Genomic DNA, 18,674 nt, shown 5'->3' on the forward strand with positions numbered 1-18,674 from the left:
GCGCGCGACGACGGGACGGCTCGAGCACGAGGCCCGGGCGTCCGCGGAGGTCGCGGCCGACCTGCTCGACGAGGCGGCGGTCGCGGGCCTCGGTCGTGCGGGCCGGGTGCTCGCGGGCGACCCCGCCGCGCTCGACGTCGTGCGCCGCGAGCCGCGCGGCGTCGTCGCCGTGATCACGCCGTGGAACGACCCCTACCCGGCGGCCGCCGGGCTGCTCGCCGCGGCGCTCGTCACCGGCAACACCGTGGTGCACAAGCCGTCGGAGCGCAGCGACGCCCCCGGGGTGCGCCTCGCGGGGCTCGTCGCGGGCGCGCTCCCGCCGGACGTCCTGCGCGTCGTCAGCGGTGACGGCCGGACGGGCGAGGCGGTCGTCGCGCACGACGACGTCGCGCTCGTCGCGCACGTCGGCTCGACCGCGGCCGGGCGGCGCATCGCCGCGGTCGCCGGCGCGCGCGGGGCGAAGGTGCTGCTCGAGAACGGCGGCAAGGACCCGCTCGTCGTGGACGCGGGCGTCGACCCGGTGCTCGCCGCGCGGCAGATCGCGACCGGCGCGTTCACCAACGGCGGCCAGCTGTGCACGGCCGTCGAGCGGGCGTACGTCGTCGAGGAGGTCGCCGACGCCGTCGTCGCCGAGCTCGCGCGGATCGTCGAGGAGGACGTCGTCGTGGGCGACCCCGCGGACGCCGCGACGACGCTGGGCCCGCTCGTCGACGCCGACCAGCTCGCCGTCGTCGAGGCGCACGTGCAGGGGGCGCTCGACGCGGGCGCGCGCCTCGTCACGGGCGGGCGGCGGATCGAGCGCCCCGGCTCGTTCTTCGCGCCCACGGTGCTCGACCGGTGCCCCGACGACGTCGACCTGCTCACGGTCGAGACGTTCGGTCCCGTCGCCCCGGTCGTGCGGGTCGCCGACTTCGAGGAGGGCCTGCGCCGCGCGTCCGCGTCCGCGTACGGGCTGGCGGCGACGGTGCTCACGCCCTCGCTCGACCACGCGCTGCGCGCGGCGGACGTGCTCGACGTCGGCACGGTCAAGGTGAACGCCGTGTTCGGCGGCGCGCCCGGCGGCTCCGCCGACCCGCGCCGCGGCAGCGGCGGGGGAGCGGGGTACGGGCCGGACCTGCTCGACGAGCTCACGGTACGCAAGGCGGTCCACCTCGAAGGGCTGGGGGAGCCGTGACCGGGCGTGCGAGCGCCACGCTCACGTTCGGCGGCACCGCGACGTCGCTCCTGCGGTTCGGCCGGTTCACGGTGCTCACCGACCCGAACTTCCTGCACCGCGGCCAGTGGGCCTACCTCGGCAAGGGCCTCGCGTCCCGCCGCCGCACCGAGCCCGCGCTCGGCCCGGCGAACCTGCCCCCGCTCGACGCGGTCGTCCTGTCCCACCTGCACGGGGACCACTTCGACCGCGTCGCACGCCGCGGCCTCACGCGCCAGGTGCCGCTCCTCACGACGCCGTCCGCGGCGCGGCGCCTCGCGCGCCACCACTTCGCGACCGTGGGCATGCCGACGGGCACGGTGGAGACGTTCCGCTCCGGCTCCGAGACCCTGGAGGTCGAGTCCGTGCCGGCGATCCACGCGCGCGGGTTCCTGCGCGCGCTCCTGCCGGAGGTCATGGGCACCGTCTACACCCATCGCGTGGACGGGCGGCGCGAGACCCAGGTCTACGTCACGGGCGACACGCTCACGGGCGACCACGTCGACGTCGTCGCGCGCGCGTTCCCGCACCTGGACTCGGTCGTCGCGCACCTGGGCGGGACGCGCATCCTCGGCCGGACCGTGACGATGGACGACGTGCAGGGCGCCGACCTGGTCCGGCGCGTGGGCGTGCCGCTCGTCGTGCCGATCCACCACGACGACTACGGCGTGTTCCGCAGCCCGCTGCGCGACTTCCTCGCGCGCTCGCCGGAGCTGCCCGGCGTGGAGCTGCGGCCCGTCGCGCGCGGCGCGACCGTGGGCCTGCGGGTGGACTGAGTCGGGCCGGGGTGTGCGGCGCGGCACGATTCCCCACCACTTTGGTAAGCATCACGGCGCAACTTTTGGTCTCACTTTCCGACTTCTGACTTGGCACGAGCGAAAGTCCGCCGTAGGGTCGAGCGCAGTGCGCGGGCGGGCTCGGGTCCGCCCGTCGCACGGGGGCCTCGCCGTCGAGGCCCGCAGCCCAACGGGGTCGACCGATCAGCGGAGATCGTCGAAGGACGCGGCGTCGAGCACAGGCGTCGCGCTGCTGGCCGGGGACCACGGCAGAACCACGTCAGGGAGGACGTTGTGCGCAGACCATCCACGAGCCGTCGCAGGCTCGCCCGAGGTGCCGCCGCGGCGCTGGCCGCCGCGTTGCTGGTACCCCTCTCCGTGAGCGGTGTGAGCGCTCATCCCGGTCACGGGGAGGAGGCGGCAGCCGCGCAGGACGCGGCGGCCGAGATCGACTGGAACGACTACGAGAAGATCCTGCTCACCAAGGACGTCGGCGAGCCCATCGACCTCGCCGTGCTGCCGGACTCGCGCGTGCTGCACACCGCGCGTGACGGTGTCGTCCGCCTCACCGACCCCGCGACGGGGCAGACCACCCAGATCGCGAAGCTCGACGTGTACGCGAACTCGGAGGACGGGCTCCAGGGCATCTCGCTCGACCCCGACTTCGAGGAGAACGGGTACGTCTACCTCGTGTACGCGCCGCGCGTCATGGAGGGCACCTCGGCGACGGGTGTGGAGTACCCCACCACGACGCCGCAGGGGAGCGCGCCGAACTCGCTCCCGGCGGGGGAGGACGAGAGCTACTGGGACCGGTGGCTCGGCTACAACCAGCTCTCGCGGTTCACGTGGGACGCCGAGAACAGCACGCTCGACCTCGACAGCGAGCGCGCGATCCTCAAGGTCGACACCCAGCGCGGGCAGTGCTGCCACGTCGGCGCGGACATGGCGTGGGACGACGAGGGCAACCTCTTCCTGTCGACCGGTGACAACACGCCGGCCAGCGCTCCCGGCGCCGACGGGTACGCCCCGAACAACAACGCGCCCCGCATGAACCCCGGCTTCGACAGCCGCCGCGGCGCGGGCAACACGAACGACCTGCGCGGCTCGATCCTGCGGATCAACCCGATCGAGGACATCCCCGCCGACGCCGAGGTCGGCCCCGGCACCACGTACACGATCCCCGAGGGCAACCTGTTCGACGACCCGCAGTACGAGGGCTCCGAGGACCTGGTGCGCGAGGAGATCTACGTGACGGGGGTGCGCAACCCCTTCCGGATCGACTACGACGTCGAGTCCGGTGCGCTCGTGTGGGGCGACTACGGCCCCGACGCGGCGAACGCCAACCCCGACCGTGGCCCCATGGGCTACGTCGAGTGGCAGCTCACGACCGAGCCGATGAACGGCGGCTGGCCGTACTGCCACGGCCCCAACGCGAACTACAACGAGTGGGACTTCGAGACCCGCACCCCCGGCCCGTGGTTCGACTGCGAGGCCGGCGCGGAGAACAACTCGACGTGGAACACCGGTCTGGACGTGCTCCCGCCGGCGACCGCCCCGCAGGTGTACTACGGCGACCGCCCCGGCGACCAGCCCGCGCTCCTCGACCCGCTGGTCGAGCTGGGCGGCGGCGGCCAGGCCCCCATGGGCGGCCCGGTCTACCGCTCCGCGGACTACCCGGACGTGCCGGGCAAGTTCCCGGACTACTGGGACGGCAAGCCGTTCATGGCCGAGTTCTCGCAGGACTACGTCGTCGCGTTCACGCTCGACGAGCTCTCGTCCGACGGTGAGGTCACCGCGGTCGAGGACTTCCTGCCGAACGCGCACCTGGAGGCGGTCGGCCAGCCGATCTGGGACAACGTCATGGACATGGAGTTCGGCCCGGACGGGTCGCTCTACGTGCTCGAGTACGGTGACGGCTTCTTCCGCCAGAACCCCGACGCGGGCCTCTACCGGATCACCTACGGGTCGGACAACGCCACCCCGCAGGCCGTGATCTCGGCCGACCCGATCTCGGGCAGCGAGGCACCGCTCGAGGTGACGTTCGACGCGTCGGGCAGCTCGGACGCCGAGAGCCCGAACGCCGAGCTCACGTTCGAGTGGGACTTCGACGCCGACGGCGAGTACGACGCCGAGGGCGAGACGGTGACGCACACGTTCACCGAGCTCGGCCGGTTCGACGTGCAGCTGCGCGTGACCGACCCGCAGGGCAACTACGGCCTCGCGGTCCAGCCGATCACGGTGGGCAACACCGCACCCGTCGTCACGCTCGACCAGCCGAACGGCGCGATCTTCGACTGGGGCGACGCGGTCCCGTACACGGTCTCGGTGCACGACGCCGAGGACGGCGACGAGCCGGTGTGCAGCGACATCCAGTACACCTTCGGTCTCGGGCACAACGAGCACGCCCACCCCGAGGTGAGCGGCAGCGCCACGGAGACCGAGGCGGGCTGCGGCTTCACGATCCAGACGAGCCCCGACGCCGTCGAGCACGGTGCGGGCGAGAAGATCTACGGCACGCTCGTCGTCACCTACACGGACGAGCCCCAGGGCGACGTCCCCGCCATCACCGGCGAGGCGACGCACGTCCTCAAGCCCGAGGTCCAGCAGGCCGAGTGGTTCGACGCGTCCGAGGGCGTCGAGGTCGTCGAGGACGCGGCGGCCGACGCCGGGCGCTACGTCACCTCGTTCGACGAGGGCGACTCGTTCACGTACCGCCCGCTGGCGCTCGTGCACGCGCCGACGGGCGAGACGATCGACGAGATCACCGTCCGCGGCAGCGGCGAGGGCACCGTCACGCTCGGCTGGCAGGCCGACGGGTCGGACGCCGCCGAGACGCTGGCCGACTTCGCCTTCACGGGCGAGGGCTGGCAGGACGTCACGCAGGCGCTGACCGGTGTGCCCGAGGGCTCGGGCTCGCTCGTCGTGACGACCACCGGCGGCGTGGACGTCGACGCGATCTCCTTCGCGGCCGGCGGCGGCACGGGCGGACCGGTCGTCGTGCCGGTCGACCAGGTGTCGATCCAGCTGTACTCGCTGATCCCGTGGGTCGACGAGGTCGGCCTGGAGGCCGTGCTCGAGCGCCTGTCCGAGATCGGGTTCGAGAACATCGAGCCCTACGGCGGCAACTTCGCGGGCTACACGGCCGAGGAGTTCCGGGCGCTCGCGGACTCCTACGGCCTGAGCGTGAAGTCGTCGCACTACGACGTCAACGAGGCGACGTTCGACCAGACCCTCGAGTACGTCGGCACGCTCGGCCAGGAGTACGTCGGCTCGGGCGGCTGGCCCGGCCCGGGCATCGGCACGTACGAGAACACGCTCGCGACGGCCGAGGCCATGAACCGGCTCGGGGAGCGCGCGGTCGAGGCCGGGTTCGAGAAGTTCTTCGGCCACAACCACGACAGCGAGTTCCGCACCACGTACGAGCACGACGGCGAGACGCTCTCGGCCTGGGAGATCCTCGTGCGCGAGACGAACCCGGAGTACGTGACGTTCCAGCTCGACGTGGCCTGGGCCGCGCACGCGGGCGTCGACGTCCCGGCACTCATCGCCGAGTACGGCGACCGGATCGAGCTGATCCACGTCAAGGACGCCACCGGGCTGAACGCGGGCGGACGCCCGACGTTCACCAACCTCGGCGAGGGCGACGTGCCGCTGCAGGAGATCCTCACCGCGGCGCAGGAGGCAGGCGTCGTGTACTACGTCATGGAGTGGGACCTCGCGCCCGACGGCGACGACTTCGTCACGACGGGCTTCGAGTACCTCACGGGTCTCCCGGCCGGTGGCGGGGAGGGTCCTGACGTCACGGTGACCGCGCAGGCGCGCTGCCTCGCCGGCAAGGCGTACGTCGCGGTGCGGGCGCTCAACGAGGACGACGTCCCGCTGACCGTCACGCTCGAGACGCCGTACGGCACCAAGACGGTCGAGAACGTCGCCCCGGGCGCGAACGCGTACCAGGCGTTCAACGCGCGGTCCGGCGCGATCGACGCGGGGACCGCGACCGTCACCGCGACCGACGCCGAGGGGAGGACCGCGACGATCACCGCCGAGCACGACGCGCTGACGTGCGGCTGACGCCGCGCTGACGCGCCCGGCGCGCCGGGTGAGGCGGACGTCCGACGCCGCCTCACCCGGCGCTCGGGTGCCGGGCGGCCGGCCGCCGCCCGGCACGGCCGGTGACGCACGAGGGCCCGGGCGACGCACGCGTCGCCCGGGCCCTTCGCCGTGCGGATGGTCGGTCGTGCGGAGGTCAGCCCTCGCGCACCTGGTCGCGGACGTCGGCCGCGGCCTCCTTGCCGTGCTGCCCCACGGACTGCGCGGCGTCCTTCGCGGCGTCGCGGACGGCCTCGGCGCCCTCCTTCGCGGGCTCCTTGAGGTCCTGGACGACCTCCTGCGCCGTGGACCTCACGTCCTCGACGAGGGGGGCCGCCTTCTCCTTGACCCCGACGGCGGCGCGCTGCTCGGCGCGGCTCGACGGGAGGAGGGACGCGACGACGAGGCCCACGCCGAACGCCACGAGGCCCACGGCGAGCGGGTTGCCCTGCGTCTGCTCGCGCACCACCCGAGGGGCGGAGCCCACGGTGTCGGCGACCGAGGAGGCTGCGTCGCGGCCGCGCTCGGCGACGCCGTGCGACGCGTCGTGCGCCGACGCCGTGGCGTCGTGCGCGCTGCCCATGACCCGGTCCTTGACGCTCGTGACGCCCGACCGCACGCGGTCCACCTGGCGTCGCGCGACGTTGCCGGGCCTGACCTTCTCCCCGAGGGCGTCGACGTCGCGGCTCAGCTCGGTCCGCGTGCGCTCGATGTCCGCCCGGATCTCCTCCGGATCGCTGGTGCTCATGAGTTCTTCTCCTCGTGTCCTCGGACGGCGTTCGGGATCTTCTTGAGGGTGTCCGTGGTCTCCGGCATGCCCTCGACCGTGCGGAGCTCCTTGCGCCCGCGCGCCGCGAGCACCGCGGCGACGACCGCCCAGAGCACCGCGACGACGACGGCGGACCAACCACGGCCCATGACGGCGCCGAGCGCCCACCACAGCGCCACGGAGAGGAACAGCAGGACCATGTGGCCCGCCACCCCGGCGCCCGCGAGCATGCCCGCGCCCTTCCCGGCGCGCTGCGCCGACTGCTTGGCCTCGGCCTTGGCGAGCTCGACCTCCTGCCGCATGAGGGTCGACAGGTCGCGGCTCACCTCGGCGACGAGCTCTCCGACGCTCTGCTGGTCGGCAGGCGGCCCGGCGGGTCCCGCGGCCGCCGGAGCGGGCGCGACACCCGGGTCGGGGCCGCCGGCCGTGTGCCGTGCGGTGTGCTCGGCCGCGAACGGGTCAGGGGTGTACGACATCGGGGCCCCCTCCCGGCCGGTCGGCGCGGGTCCCGGGCGTGGTGGGCGGGAACGACGGCGGGCGCTCGCCCTCCGCCGACGTCGCCACGTCGGGGTCCTGCGCGAGGCGCTCGTTCGCGAGGCCCGGGAACGCGCCGGCGGTCCCGATGTCGGGCGCACCGCCCGCCGGGGTGCCGGTCGTGCCCGCGGGCGCGGTCGCGCCCGTCGTCCCGGCCGCGCCCGTCCCTCCGGTGACGCCGGTGGTGCCGGTCCCGCCCGTGACGCCGGCGCCGCCCGTGACGCCCGGCCCGCCCGCGGCGGTGGCTCCGCCCGTGACGGGTGCCGCGTGGGCGCCCCGCGTGCCGGACGCCGCCGCGCCGCCGCGCTCCTGCGAGCCGTCCCCGGTGTCGGGGGCGTCCTTCATGCCGCGCACGAGCCGGCCCACGAGGAGCCCCGCGCCCGCGGCGAGGAGGAGGAACGTGCCCGGCCGGCGCCGGGCGAAGTCCTCGACCTCGTGGAGCACCGACGCCGGCTCGCGGTCCTCGAACCACTGCGCCACCTGGCCCGTCGCGTCGCCGACACGGCGGACGACGTCCGTCGCGTACCCCGGGTCCTCGGTGCCGTCGGCCATCTGGCGCAGCTCGTCGCCGAGGGCGCGCAACCCACCTGCGAGGCGGTCCTGCTGCGTGCGGGCCTGCTCGCTCAGCTCCGTCCGCGTCTGGTCGACCAGGCCGCGCGCGCGGTCGGTCGCCTCGTGGGCGACGTCGCGCGCCCGCTCCTTGGCGTCCTGCGCGACGTCCCGCCCGGCGTCGCCCACGTGCGACGCGGCCTCGCCGGCGCGGTCCTTGATCCCGGTCGCGGCGCTGCCGCTCCCGGACGTGTCCTGGGACGTCCCGGCACCCGGCGCACCGGGTCCCGAACCGTACGGCACGTTCGTCTCGCTCATGGTCCCCACTCCCGTCGTCGTCGCCGCCTCGGCGGCGTGACTGGTGGCGGAGCGCAGGGCCGTTCCGGGCGCTCGCTCCGCCGGTACGGCCCCTTCCTGGACCACTCCTCACGGTAGGCGCGGGCGGGTCGCACACAACCCGGGAGGGCGGGTCCGCGCGCGGGTTGCGAGCGGGCCCGACCTTGCGACGGTGGGAGGTGGTCCAGCAGCCGGCCGTCCCCGCGCCGGGCCGCCCCGGCGCACGACCGCGCCCCCGGGCGCAGGAGGTTCCGACCATGGCCACAGGAGAGACCGGGTTCGACGACGTCACGTTCGACCTCATCTCGGTGCAGTACCACTCGCTCAAGGCCGGGCACGACTACGGCCAGTACGTGCGGGACGCCCGCAACGCGGGCAAGGAGGAGATCGCCGCGTTCTTCGAGCAGGTGATGGCGCAGGACGCGGAGCGCGCGCAGCAGTGCCACCACTTCCTCGCCGAGCTCACGCGGCACGGTACGTCCGCGACGTCACCGCAGGGCTCCGAGCAGGGCTGATGCTGCCTCGGACCGCCCGGCGAGGAGCGGTTCGGCTCGCGAGTCGGGCGGTCCGTGGGGAGCATGACGGTGGCGCCGGCAAGGGCGCCGTCCGTGCGAGTGCCAGGAGCCCGTGATGACCTCCACCGCCGTCCCCACCCACGCCCCGGCCGCCGTCCCGGGTCCCGCGACCGACGGCATCGCCCCGGCCGGCTCACCAGCCACCGCCGCCGCGACCCCCGGCGCCGGGCGGCTGCCCCTGCCGCAGCCGCGCGGCCCGCTGAGCGCCGCCCTCCTGGCCGCGCTCGCCGAGGCCCCCGGCCCCGACGCGGCAGCGGCCCTGCGGCCCGTCGACGACGCCGCGACGGGTGCGCTCGACGCCGCGTCCGGGCGGCTCCTGCGCGACGACGACGTCCAGCTCGCGCTCGCGGTCCTCTACGAGCTCCACTACCGCGGCGTCGACGGCGTCGACGACGACTGGGAGTGGGAGCCGGCCCTGCTCGCCCTGCGCGCGCGGCTCGAGGTCCCGTTCGAGGCCGCGGTGCGCGAGCGCGCCGGGCAGCCCGCGTGCGCCGCGACCGACGCGGCGGGCGTCGCGCGGCGCCTCTTCGAGCTCGCCGCGGCCGACGACGGCCCGAGCCTGTCGCGCTGGGTGGCCAAGCGCGCCGACGCGGAGCAGGCGCGCGAGCTCCTCGCGCTGAAGTCGCTCTACCAGCTCAAGGAGGCGGACCCGCACACGTGGGCGGTCCCGCGGCTCGCGGGCGCGCCGAAGGCGGCGCTCGTCGAGATCCAGGCCGACGAGTACGGCGGCGGGCGCCCGGGGCGCATGCACGCGGAGCTGTTCGCGCAGGCGATGCGCGGCGTCGGCCTCGACGACACGTACGGCCGCTACGTGGACGCCGTGCCCGCCGTCGCGCTCGCGGCGCTCAACACGATGTCGCTCTTCGGACTGCACCGTCGCCTGCGCGGCGCGATCGTGGGCCACCTGGCCGCGTTCGAGATGACGTCGTCGGTGCCGAGCCGGCTCTACGGCAACGGGTTCCGGCGGCTCGGCCACGACGCGGACACCACGTGGTACTTCGACGAGCACGTCGAGGCCGACGCCGTCCACGAGCAGATCGCCGCGCGCGACCTCGCGGGCCGGCTCGTGGAGCAGGAGCCCGCCCTGCGCGACGACGTCCTGCTGGGCGCCGCCGCGTGCCTCGCCGTCGAGGGCGACGTGGCGGCGCACGCGCTCGAGCGCTGGCAGCAGGGCGCCTCGGCGCTGCGCGTGCCGCTCGACCCGGTGCCCGGACCCGTGACGGCGTCGCCCGCCACCGGGACGGCAGGCGCGCCGCGTGGCTGACGTGGCCTACGTGCTGCCGCTGCGCCGACCGGGCGTCGACGAGCGGTCCGTGGCGGAGCTGGCCCGGTACGTGGCGGGCCTCGCCCGCCGCGTCGAGGTCGTGGTCGCGGACGGCTCGCCCGAGCCCGTGCGCGCGCGGCACGCCGCCGCGTGGGGCGACGCCGCCCGGACGGTCGCGGTCGAGCCGCCGCCTCCCGGCTCGAACGGGAAGGTCGTCGGCGTGCTCGCGGCGCTCGCCGCGACGTCGGCGCCGCGCGTCGTCGTCGCGGACGACGACGTGCGGTGGGACGCGGCGACGCTCGACCGCGCCCTCGCCGGGCTGGACCGTGCCGACGCCGTCGTGCCGCAGAACGTGTTCGACCCGCTGCCGTGGCACGCGCGCTGGGACACCGCGCGCTCCCTCGTCAACCGCGCGCTCGGCCACGACTGGGCCGGCACGGTGGTGCTGCGGCGCGACGCGCTCGGGCCGGACGGGTACGACGCGCGCGTCCTCTTCGAGAACCTCGAGCTCGAGCGGACGGTGCGCGCCCGCGGCGGGCGCGTCGAGCACCGGCCCGACCTCCTCGTGGTCCGCCGCCCGCCTCGGGTCCGGACGTTCGTCGAGCAGCGCGTGCGCCAGGCCTACGACTCGTTCGCCCAGCCCGCGCGCCTCGTCGCGGAGCTCGCGCTCGCGCCGCTGCTCGCCGGGTGCGCCGTCGGTGCGGCGCGGTCCAGCGGGACCGTGCGCGCGACGTGGGCGGCCGTGCCGGTGGTCGTCCTGGCGGCGGTGGTCGCGGTCGCCGAGGCAGGACGGCGCGTCGCCGGGTGCGCCGCGGCCTGGCCCGCGACGTCCGCGCTGTGGGCGCCCGCGTGGCTCGTCGAGCGCGCGGTGTGCGTGTGGGTCGCGCTCGCCTGGCGCGTGCGGGGCGGCGTCCCGTACGCCGGGACGAGGATCCGCCGTGCGGCCCACTCCGAGGCCGAGCTGCGGCGCGCGGCCCAGGCGGTGGCCCGGTGACGGCCGCCGGGGGCGCGGGCCGCGCCGACGAGGTGACCGTGACGGCCTGCCCCGACGGTCCGCTGCTCGTGCGCGGGCCCGCGCGGCTCGTCGACCCCGAGGGCCGCGAGATCGAGCGGCACCGCGCGACGGTCGCGCTGTGCCGGTGCGGCGGCACCGCGATCCCGCCGTGGTGCGACGGGACGCACAAGGTCAACGGCTACCGCAGCGGGGACGACGACGTGCGCGGCACCGCGAGCGACGGCGGGACGGGCGCGTAGAACCAGCCGTGGAACGCGGCGCGCGCCGGCTGGGGGAGGACGCGCGCCACGGCGACCATCGCCGCACCCTGCACGCCCGTGACGACCTCGGGCCGGCCGAGGGTGAGCGCGTCCACGGCGCGGCGCGCCGTCCGCGCGGCGCTCGGCTTGGGCAGGCGGCCCACGTGGGTGCGCTCCATCCCGGCCTCGCGGAAGAACGGCGTGCGCGTCGGGCCGGGGAGCAGGGCCGTGACCGTCACCCCGGTCCCCGCGAGCTCGCCCCGCAGCGACCACGCGAACGAGCGCAGGAAAGCCTTCGACGCGGCGTACGTCGCGAAGTGCGGCGCCGGCATCTCCCCGGCGACGGACGCCGTCACGAGGATCCGGCCGCGACCCTCCGCGAGGAGGTCCGGCAGGAGCAGGTGCGTGAGGTGCGCGACGGAGCGGACGTTGAGGTCGATGAGGCGCAGCTGGTCCTCGAGCGGGGTGCGCGCGAACGCCCCGTGCACGCCCACGCCCGCGTTGAGCACGAGGGTCGACGCGCCGAGCTCGCGCGCGCGCCGGGCGGTCGCCGCGACGCCGCGCGGCGTCGCGAGGTCGGCCGTCAGCCCGGTGTGCGTGCCGCCGTGCGCCTCGAGAGCGCGCACGGTGACGTCGACGTCCCGGTCGGCGACGACGAGCACGTCGTGCCCGCGTCGCGCGAGCTCGGTCGCGAGCGCACGGCCGATCCCGCTCGTCGCGCCCGTGACGAGCGCGACGCCGCGGTCCTCGGGCGGGCGGGCCACGGCCCTCACGGCAGGTCCGGCGCGTCGCCGTCGCTCAGCGCGGTCTCGGCGGGCGGCTCGCGCAGCGCCTGGGCGAGGTGCCCGCCGAGGAACGCGCTCGCCCCGGCCAGCCCGTACGCGGCGAGGGACACGGCGATCCCCGAGCGGCGCCGGCCCCCGCGGCGCAGCAGCCACGACGCCCCGTACAGGACCGAGACGCCGGAGTTCAGCGCGGCGTGCACCGCGCCGACGCGCCGGGCGCGCCGGTCGACGTCGAGGTAGTCGGCGAGGCCGGTGAGCGCCGTGGGCGCGACCGACAGGAGGCCGAGCCCGACGAGCCGCTGCGCCGCGGGAGCGCTGCGCTCGCCCCCGACGAGGTCGAGCACCGCGGCGCTCGTCCAGAGGCCGACCGGGACGTCGGTCAGGGTCGCGTGGAGGGCATGGCCGAGGGAGCGGCCGTGCAGCTCCTCGCGCAGCCGCCCGTGCGACGGCACGAGGGCGAGCGCGACGCCGCGCACGGCGCTCGACAGGTCGTCGAGGGCGGTCGAGTCCTCCAGGCGGCGCGCCAGGCGCAGGAGGACGGGGGTCTCGGTGCCGTCGTCGACGGCGGTGCGGGGTCCGGTCACGGTCGCTCCTGTCGGGTCGTCGCGCTCGGCGTCCCCGAGCGGTCCGACGACCGTAGGCACGAACGCGCGCGCTCGCGCGCGCCGGCCCGGACGCACGTCGCCCCCGTCCCGGCGGACGGGGGACGAGGGGATGTGGCGAGGGGTATAGCCGCGGGGCAGGCGTCCGGCGGGCTTCTTCACCGGCCCGCCCCGCGACGGCACCCACGCTAGGGCGGCGGGCGGTGCCCTGGCTCGCCCGCAGCGGGTGAAGTTGCGGGTCGGGCCGCGCCCAGATGCGACCGGGAGCGGCCGGGCACACGCTGGACGGACGCTCGACGCGTCGAGAACGGGGCGCGTGCCGTGGTCCTCGCGTGCACGCCCGTGCCCGCAGGGCCGACTTCCCCGAGGGAGAGACCATGTTCTTCCACCGTCAAGAGCTCCAGCACAAGGCCACCCCCGACCGCCCGGACGCCGTCTACGCCCGCAAGCTCCAGGAGGTCCTGGGCGGGCAGTACGGCGAGATCACCGTGGCCATGCAGTACGGCTTCCAGTCCTGGAACGCCCACATCCCCGGCAAGTACCGCGACCTGCTCTACGGCATCGGTGCCGAGGAGTTCGGTCACGTGGAGATGCTCGCGACGATGATCGCGCAGCTCCTCGAGAAGGCGCCCGTCGGCCTCGTCGAGGGCGCCGTGCAGAACGACCCGACCGTCGCCGCGATCATCGGTGGGACCGACCCGCAGCACGCGATCGTCGCAGGGGCGGGCGCCCGGCCGGTCGACTCCAACGGCAACCCGTGGAACGCCGGCTACGTCACGGCGAGCGGCAACCTGCTCGCGGACTTCACCGCCAACGCGAACGCGGAGATGCAGGGCCGCGTCCAGGTCGCGCGGCTCTACCACATGACCGACGACCGCGGCGTCAAGGACCTCCTGTCCTTCCTGCTCGCGCGCGACACGATGCACCAGAACCAGTGGCTCGCCGCGGCGCAGGAGCTGCGCGACGAGGGCGTCGAGGAGCTGCCCGTGCCCAGCACCTTCCCGATCTCCAAGGAGGACCGGGACGTGTCCTACCAGTACATCAACTTCTCCGACGGCGAGCACGCGTCCGAGGGGCGCTGGGCGAGCGGTCCGACCCCGGACGGCAAGGGCGAGTTCACGTACGTCGCCGAGCCGCCCGCGGGCGTGCCGATGCCCCCGCCCACCCAGCCCGACGAGCGCTTCCACGGCACGACCGGCAAGCCCTCGACGCTCGAGAAGGCCAAGGGCGCCGTCAAGGACGCGCTCCACAAGGACTGACCGGACGACGGAGAGGAGACCGTCATGACCGCCGCATCCGCACCCCGGGACGAAGCACGGGCCGAGCGACCCGCCCGGGGCGTCCACCAGTACCTGGCGCTCGTCATCGGGATCGTCTACCTGCTGGTGGGCGTCGTCGGCTTCGCGATCACGGGCTTCGACGAGTGGACGGTGCACGACCACTCGCAGACGCTGCTCGTCTTCGCGATCAACCCGCTGCACAACGTGGTCCACCTGCTGATCGGCCTGCTCGGCGTGCTCCTGTGGAGCAGGTCGGCGAGCGCCCGGACCTACGGCTGGATCCTCGCGATCGGCTACGGGGCCGCGTTCGTCTACGGGCTGATCGTCGTGAACGACCCGGAGGCCAACGTCCTCAACATCAACGGCGCGGACAACGTGCTGCACGCGGTGAGCGCGGCCGCGGGCCTCGTGATCGCGCTGTGGCCCGCGCGCCGGGCGACCGGTCCCACGACCCCGGCCGCCCGGGCGGGCGCATGACCGACACGCCGGTCGACCTCACGGCGGGCGAGACCGGGCGCGTCCTGCGGGACGTGCTCGGTCCGCTCGTCGCCCAGGGCGCGATCGTGCGCCGACCGCGGGCGACGGCGTGGGCCGAGCGGCGGCAGGTGGACCGCACGGCCCGCCGCGTGCTGGACGGGCTGCGGGCCCGGTACCACGGGGCGCCGCTCGTCGTGCGGCTCGGCGGGCGACGGATGGTCCTCGCGACCCGGCCCGAGCACGTCGAGCGGATCCTCGCAGGCTCGCCCGAGCCGTTCACCCCGGCGTCCTGGGAGAAGCGCGGCGCGCTCGCGCACTTCCAGCCTGACGGCGTCCTCGTCTCGCCGCTCGCCGAGCGGGCCGAGCGCCGCCCGTACAACGAGGCGGTGCTCGACATGAGCGAGCCCGTGCACCGGGACGGCGACGCGCTCGTGGCCGTGGTCGAGCGCGAGACGAGCGCGCTCGTCGCGGCCGTCGAGGCGTCCGGACGGCTCGAGTGGGACGCGTTCGCCGCCGCGTGGTGGCGTCTCGTGCGCACCGTCGTCCTCGGGCGCGGCGCGCGCGACGACGAACGGCTCGTCGCGCTGCTCGACGCCCTGCGGCGCGACGGGAACTGGTCCTGGTTCCGCCCGCGGCGGCCCTGGCTCCGCGCGGCGCTCGAGCGCCGCATCGCCGAGCACGTGGCGGTCGCGGAGCCGGGCACGCTCGCCGCGCGCGGGCGCGACGCCGGCGGTGCGGACGCCGTGCGTCGGCAGATCCCGCACTGGCTGTTCGCGTTCGACGCCGCGGGCGCTGCGACGTTCCGCGCGCTCGCGGTCGCCGCGGCCCGCCCGGCCGTGCGCGACCGCCTCCTCACGGAGCTCACGACGTCCGGACGCGGACCCGGCGTGCTGCCCTACGCGCGCGGGTGCGTGCTCGAGGCGGTGCGGCTCTGGCCGACGACGCTCGCGATCCTGCGGGACGCGACCGAGCCCGTGCGGTGGGGCGCGCGCACGTTCGAGGCGGGGACGGGGTTCGTGGTGCTCAGCGCGTACTTCCACCGGGACGCCCGCCGGCTCCCGTTCGCGGACGCGTTCGCACCCGAGGCGTGGCTCGACGGACGCGCCGACGCCGACTGGGGCCTCGTGCCGTTCAGCGCCGGTCCCGTCTCCTGCCCCGGGCGCAACGTCGTGCTCCTCCTGGCGTCGCACACCCTCGCGCGGCTCGCCGGGCCCGACCTCGTCGTCAGCCGGGGCCGCTACCTCGCGGAGGACCCCCTGCCGCCCACGATGGACCACATGGGGCTGCGCTTCGGCCTGCGCACCGGGACGGCACGGCACGGCATCGATGCGTCCCGCGCCGCCGCCGCGGCGGCGTAGGCCGACGCCCATGACGAGGGCCCGGACGGTCGCGACCGCCCGGGCCCTCCTCGCGCCGTCTCGGCGGTCGCGTCACGCGCCGCCGGACGCGTCCTCCCCGCCGCGCGGGTTGAGGTTGCCTGGCTCGGCGTCAGGGTCGGCGTCCTGCGTCTCACCGCCGACCGCCTGGCGTCCTTCGCGGGGGTTGAGCGACCTCGGGTCGGCGTCCGGGTCCTCGGCGGGGTCGTAGCCGCGCTCGTCGTTCTCGCTCATGGGGCCTCCTCGGTCGGGTCTCGGTGCTGCGCCCGCGCCGCGCACGGCGACCGGGCCCTGCCACCGTCGCACGGCCCGTGGACCCTCGCAGGCCCGGGATGCCGGCGTCCCGGGGCGCTCGTAGCCTGACCGCAGGATGCCGTCGCGGCGCGTCGAGAACGGGCCGGCCGCCGCGGCGCCGTCTGCCCAGGAGGTATCCCATGCCCGAGGAGCCGAGCGCCCTCGACGGCCTGCCGCGGCTGCGCAGGCTCGCGGAGGTCACCGAGCTCGCCGCCGTCGTGCACCCGCTCTACGTGCGGTTCAGCGGCGGCCCGGACCAGGACGCCGCCGCGACGAGCCGCGACCACGAGAGCGGCTGCCTGCTCCCCGGGCTGAGCGTCAACCCGATGAACCCCGAGCCGTGGTGGGACCGCCCCGTGGAGCACTGGGTCGCGCGCCAGCTGTGCCAGTACGCGCACCTCATGACGCCCGAGCGGTTCCCGTGGCTCCTCACGGGGACGGTCGCCGGGCGCGGCCCGGACTGCGAGCCGCTGCTCGTCGACGTGGTGCCCGCGGCGTCGGTCGACCCGGCCGTCGTCGAGGAGGCGGGCCGGCTCTACCGCGAGGTCTTCGACGCGGGCGACGACGGCACGTGAGGCCGCGGCGGCACGCCGGGGCGGTGCGCTCAGGCGACGCCGGGCCGCGCGCGGCCGTGGGCCAGCGCGTCGCGCGGCCGCGACGCGGCGTACCAGCCGGCCGCGACGAGCACCATGAGCGCGACGTCGACGGCGTCGCCCGCGTAGTACATGAGCTGGGCCCCCGCACGCGCGTCGGCGGCAGCCACCCCGGCGGGCGGGTGGGTGTAGAGCCACTTGGCGAGCACCGAGTGCGCGGCGACGAACGCGACGAGAACGGTCGCCCGCACGCGGAAGGACGCGCGGTGCGGGTGCGAGTCGGGACCCACGAGCGACGCGGTGAGGAGCCAGCCCGCCAGGAGCACGTGCGCGTGCACCACGAGCGCCACGGGCGCCGACGCGTGCACGAGGTGGAACAGCCCGGTCGTGTACAGGACCCAGAGCCCGCCCGCGTCGAGCACCGCCGCGACCACGGGGTGCCCGCCCCACCGCGCGACGGGCGAGCGCAGCACGGCGACGACGCGCCGCGCCCGCGCGGGCGGCAGGGCGCGCAGCAGCAGCGTCACGGGCGCCGCGAGCACGAGCAGCAGCGGCGCGAGCATGCCGAGGAGGACGTGCCCGGCCATGTGCGCCGTGAACCCCGTGCGCGCGGCGTCGGCGAGGGGACCCGCGGTGGCCGCGCCCGCGCACGCGAGCCCGGCGTACCAGCAGAGCGTGCGCCCCACCGGCCACGGGCTCCGCGCGCGCGACGCCCGCAGCGCGGCGGCGTACGCGACGGCGCCCGCGGCGAGGGCGAGCACGGCCACGACGGCGAGCAGCGGCGGCCCCGCGGCCGCGTGCTCGTGGGGGTGCATCACGCGGCCCCGGCGCCCGCCCGCGCGGGACGCGTCCGGCGCGCGACCACGAGCCCGGCCAGGAGGACGAGGACCGCGGAGCCGATCCACACGGCGTCGTAGAGCAGCAGGTCCACGCCGTACCGGATCTGGTGGATCCCGAGGATCTTGTGGTTGAGCACGCCGTCGAGGAGCTGGAAGCCGCCGACCCCGACGAGCACCGCGCCGACCCACCGACCCCACCGCACGTCGCCGCGGCGCCGCACGTCCGCGAGGAGGAACAGCCCCCACACGGTCACGAACCAGCCCACCGCGTGGAACACGCCGTCGGCCAGGAGCGCCACGTGCGTCGTCGAGAGGTCGTAGAAGTGGTGCCACTGCAGGCCGAGGTGGAACACGAACGGGTCGATGATCGACGCCGCGACGCCGCACCCGAACAGGACCCCCGAGACGAGGGTCCGGCGGTCGGCGGCGGGCGCGCCGTCCGGCGCCGGCCGGTCCCGCTCCCGCGCGGGGCTCGCGCTGCCCACGGCACCTCCTCCCCGGGGCTCCGGTGCCCCGTGCTCGCGGTCCTCACGCTACGTCGGGCGGCGCGCGCACGCGCGCACTCGGGCCACCGCGGACCCCCCGCAGGACCGCGCGCGCCCGGGCCCCGGGAGCGGTTGCCAGTGCCGGGTGCGCGACTAGCGTCGCCTCATGGTGACCGTCACGCGCAAGGCGAAGTGCTCTCCCGACGCGGTGCTGGCCGTGCTCGCCGACGGCTGGTCGTACTCGACGTGGGTCGTCGGCACGGCGCGGATCCGCGCCGTCGACGCCGCCTGGCCCGCCCCGGGGTCGAAGATCCTGCACTCGGTGGGGCTGTGGCCCGCCCTGCTGAACGACGAGACCGTCGTGCGCGCGTGGGACCCCGGGCGGGGGATCGAGCTGCAGGCGCGGGGCTGGCCCGCGGGCGAGGCGCGCGTCCGCGTCGAGGTTGTCCCGGCCCCCGACGGCTGCGCGATCCGGATCGCCGAGGACGCCGCGAAGGGCCCCGGCACGCTCGTGCCCCGGCCGCTGCGCAGCGCGGTGATCGCCCCCCGCAACGTCGAGACGCTGCGCCGCCTGGCGTTCCTCGCCGAGCACCGCTCGCCGTAGC

At 75.9% G+C, this 18,674-nt stretch carries 20 protein-coding genes; 12 read left to right on the top strand and 8 right to left on the bottom strand.

Annotated elements, in window-relative coordinates; all coding sequences use genetic code 11:
• The 3 genes from GYH36_RS00005 to GYH36_RS00015 form a co-directional block, all read left to right on the top strand.
• Nucleotides 1-1,174 (top strand): aldehyde dehydrogenase family protein (locus GYH36_RS00005; protein WP_162288766.1); only part of this gene is annotated, 1,174 nt, incomplete at its 5' end.
• Nucleotides 1,171-1,968, top strand: a complete 798-nt coding sequence (locus tag GYH36_RS00010) for an MBL fold metallo-hydrolase (RefSeq protein WP_115942664.1) — start codon at nt 1,171-1,173, stop codon at nt 1,966-1,968. The genes GYH36_RS00005 and GYH36_RS00010, both read left to right, overlap by 4 nt.
• 387 nt (nt 1,969-2,355) lie before the next feature.
• Nucleotides 2,356-6,039: a PQQ-dependent sugar dehydrogenase gene (locus tag GYH36_RS00015; RefSeq protein ID WP_162288767.1), complete on the top strand. Its 3,684-nt coding sequence runs from the start codon at nt 2,356-2,358 to the stop codon at nt 6,037-6,039.
• Between the two features lie 175 nt (nt 6,040-6,214).
• Here the strand turns inward: GYH36_RS00015 and GYH36_RS00020 are convergent, their stop codons facing one another.
• The 3 genes from GYH36_RS00020 to GYH36_RS19150 are packed head-to-tail and all read right to left on the bottom strand — an operon-like array spanning nt 6,215 to nt 8,227.
• Nucleotides 6,215-6,805 carry a DUF3618 domain-containing protein gene (locus GYH36_RS00020; protein ID WP_024840116.1) on the bottom strand — a complete coding sequence of 197 codons (591 nt, stop codon included), beginning with the start codon at nt 6,803-6,805 and terminating at the stop codon, nt 6,215-6,217.
• Nucleotides 6,802-7,302, bottom strand: a complete 501-nt coding sequence (locus GYH36_RS00025) for a phage holin family protein (RefSeq protein ID WP_024840117.1) — start codon at nt 7,300-7,302, stop codon at nt 6,802-6,804. The genes GYH36_RS00020 and GYH36_RS00025 overlap by 4 nt, the downstream gene beginning before the upstream one ends.
• Nucleotides 7,286-8,227, bottom strand: coding sequence for a hypothetical protein (locus tag GYH36_RS19150; protein WP_024840118.1), 942 nt, complete (start codon nt 8,225-8,227; stop codon nt 7,286-7,288). The genes GYH36_RS00025 and GYH36_RS19150 overlap by 17 nt, the downstream gene beginning before the upstream one ends.
• Before the next feature lie 275 nt (nt 8,228-8,502).
• Between GYH36_RS19150 and GYH36_RS00035 the strand changes: the two genes are divergently transcribed.
• The 4 genes from GYH36_RS00035 (at nt 8,503) to GYH36_RS19415 (ending at nt 11,338) form a co-directional block, all read left to right on the top strand.
• Nucleotides 8,503-8,760 carry a hypothetical protein gene (locus GYH36_RS00035; protein WP_024840119.1) on the top strand — a complete coding sequence of 86 codons (258 nt, stop codon included), beginning with the start codon at nt 8,503-8,505 and terminating at the stop codon, nt 8,758-8,760.
• A 115-nt stretch (nt 8,761-8,875) separates the two neighbouring features.
• A complete protein-coding gene (locus GYH36_RS00040) occupies nt 8,876-10,084 on the top strand; it encodes an iron-containing redox enzyme family protein (protein WP_081772264.1) in 1,209 nt (402 codons plus the stop codon).
• On the top strand, nt 10,077-11,078 hold the full coding sequence (locus GYH36_RS00045; protein ID WP_162288768.1) for a glycosyltransferase family 2 protein: 1,002 nt from the start codon (nt 10,077-10,079) through the stop codon (nt 11,076-11,078). The genes GYH36_RS00040 and GYH36_RS00045 overlap by 8 nt, the downstream gene beginning before the upstream one ends.
• The gene (locus GYH36_RS19415; protein WP_024840122.1) at nt 11,075-11,338 is read left to right on the top strand and encodes a CDGSH iron-sulfur domain-containing protein; all 264 of its coding nucleotides are present in this window, start codon (nt 11,075-11,077) and stop codon (nt 11,336-11,338) included. The genes GYH36_RS00045 and GYH36_RS19415 overlap by 4 nt, the downstream gene beginning before the upstream one ends.
• Here GYH36_RS19415 and GYH36_RS00055 read toward each other — a convergent pair.
• Complete coding sequence (locus tag GYH36_RS00055; protein WP_312028432.1) at nt 11,278-12,102, bottom strand: SDR family NAD(P)-dependent oxidoreductase; 825 nt, start codon at nt 12,100-12,102, stop codon at nt 11,278-11,280. The two genes, GYH36_RS19415 and GYH36_RS00055, sit on opposite strands and share 61 nt — an antisense overlap.
• A 5-nt stretch (nt 12,103-12,107) precedes the next feature.
• Nucleotides 12,108-12,707 (bottom strand): DUF2231 domain-containing protein, encoded by a 600-nt coding sequence (locus tag GYH36_RS00060; RefSeq protein ID WP_312028433.1) that lies wholly within the window; start codon nt 12,705-12,707, stop codon nt 12,108-12,110.
• 395 nt (nt 12,708-13,102) lie between these two features.
• Here GYH36_RS00060 and GYH36_RS00065 point away from each other — a divergent pair, with 395 nt between their 5' ends.
• Genes GYH36_RS00065 through GYH36_RS00075 form a run of 3 tightly spaced genes read left to right on the top strand, consistent with a single transcriptional unit; the run spans nt 13,103 to nt 15,840 of the window.
• Nucleotides 13,103-13,984 carry a manganese catalase gene (locus GYH36_RS00065; protein ID WP_024840125.1) on the top strand — a complete coding sequence of 294 codons (882 nt, stop codon included), beginning with the start codon at nt 13,103-13,105 and terminating at the stop codon, nt 13,982-13,984.
• A gap of 24 nt (nt 13,985-14,008) precedes the next feature.
• Nucleotides 14,009-14,482: a DUF4383 domain-containing protein gene (locus GYH36_RS00070; RefSeq protein ID WP_155099228.1), complete on the top strand. Its 474-nt coding sequence runs from the start codon at nt 14,009-14,011 to the stop codon at nt 14,480-14,482.
• Entirely contained in the window at nt 14,479-15,840 is a 1,362-nt protein-coding gene (locus tag GYH36_RS00075) for a cytochrome P450 (RefSeq protein WP_162288770.1), read from the top strand. Before GYH36_RS00070 ends, GYH36_RS00075 begins: the two co-directional genes overlap by 4 nt.
• Before the next feature lie 72 nt (nt 15,841-15,912).
• On the opposite strand, the gene GYH36_RS00080 is transcribed toward GYH36_RS00075, so the two are convergent.
• Nucleotides 15,913-16,092 (bottom strand): hypothetical protein, encoded by a 180-nt coding sequence (locus tag GYH36_RS00080; protein WP_024840128.1) that lies wholly within the window; start codon nt 16,090-16,092, stop codon nt 15,913-15,915.
• Between the two features lie 200 nt (nt 16,093-16,292).
• On the opposite strand from GYH36_RS00080, the gene GYH36_RS00085 reads away from it, so the two are divergent.
• Nucleotides 16,293-16,727: a DUF6098 family protein gene (locus GYH36_RS00085; RefSeq protein WP_034603906.1), complete on the top strand. Its 435-nt coding sequence runs from the start codon at nt 16,293-16,295 to the stop codon at nt 16,725-16,727.
• 29 nt (nt 16,728-16,756) lie between these two features.
• On the opposite strand, the gene GYH36_RS00090 is transcribed toward GYH36_RS00085, so the two are convergent.
• Both GYH36_RS00090 and GYH36_RS00095 read right to left on the bottom strand, forming a co-directional pair.
• A complete protein-coding gene (locus GYH36_RS00090) occupies nt 16,757-17,560 on the bottom strand; it encodes a cytochrome c oxidase assembly protein (protein ID WP_162288810.1) in 804 nt (267 codons plus the stop codon).
• On the bottom strand, nt 17,560-18,069 hold the full coding sequence (locus GYH36_RS00095) for a DUF2243 domain-containing protein (protein WP_162288771.1): 510 nt from the start codon (nt 18,067-18,069) through the stop codon (nt 17,560-17,562). The genes GYH36_RS00090 and GYH36_RS00095 overlap by 1 nt, the downstream gene beginning before the upstream one ends.
• 166 nt (nt 18,070-18,235) lie before the next feature.
• Here GYH36_RS00095 and GYH36_RS00100 point away from each other — a divergent pair, with 166 nt between their 5' ends.
• Entirely contained in the window at nt 18,236-18,673 is a 438-nt protein-coding gene (locus GYH36_RS00100) for an SRPBCC family protein (RefSeq protein WP_024840132.1), read from the top strand.
• Nucleotide 18,674: the final 1 nt, after the last annotated feature.

It is taken from the genome of Cellulosimicrobium composti, assembly GCF_010287905.1.
GTDB classification, from domain to species: Bacteria; Actinomycetota; Actinomycetes; order Actinomycetales; family Cellulomonadaceae; genus Cellulosimicrobium; species Cellulosimicrobium composti.

Coding starts and splice junctions, on each gene's coding strand:
- GYH36_RS00020 (WP_024840116.1), bottom strand. CDS start 6,805: ATGAGCACCAGCGATCCGGAGGAGATCCGGGCGGACATCGAGCGCACG.
- GYH36_RS00025 (WP_024840117.1), bottom strand. CDS start 7,302: ATGTCGTACACCCCTGACCCGTTCGCGGCCGAGCACACCGCACGGCAC.
- GYH36_RS19150 (WP_024840118.1), bottom strand. CDS start 8,227: ATGAGCGAGACGAACGTGCCGTACGGTTCGGGACCCGGTGCGCCGGGT.
- GYH36_RS00035 (WP_024840119.1), top strand. CDS start 8,503: ATGGCCACAGGAGAGACCGGGTTCGACGACGTCACGTTCGACCTCATC.
- GYH36_RS00040 (WP_081772264.1), top strand. CDS start 8,876: ATGACCTCCACCGCCGTCCCCACCCACGCCCCGGCCGCCGTCCCGGGT.
- GYH36_RS00065 (WP_024840125.1), top strand. CDS start 13,103: ATGTTCTTCCACCGTCAAGAGCTCCAGCACAAGGCCACCCCCGACCGC.
- GYH36_RS00070 (WP_155099228.1), top strand. CDS start 14,009: ATGACCGCCGCATCCGCACCCCGGGACGAAGCACGGGCCGAGCGACCC.
- GYH36_RS00075 (WP_162288770.1), top strand. CDS start 14,479: ATGACCGACACGCCGGTCGACCTCACGGCGGGCGAGACCGGGCGCGTC.
- GYH36_RS00080 (WP_024840128.1), bottom strand. CDS start 16,092: ATGAGCGAGAACGACGAGCGCGGCTACGACCCCGCCGAGGACCCGGAC.
- GYH36_RS00085 (WP_034603906.1), top strand. CDS start 16,293: ATGCCCGAGGAGCCGAGCGCCCTCGACGGCCTGCCGCGGCTGCGCAGG.
- GYH36_RS00090 (WP_162288810.1), bottom strand. CDS start 17,560: ATGCACCCCCACGAGCACGCGGCCGCGGGGCCGCCGCTGCTCGCCGTC.
- GYH36_RS00100 (WP_024840132.1), top strand. CDS start 18,236: ATGGTGACCGTCACGCGCAAGGCGAAGTGCTCTCCCGACGCGGTGCTG.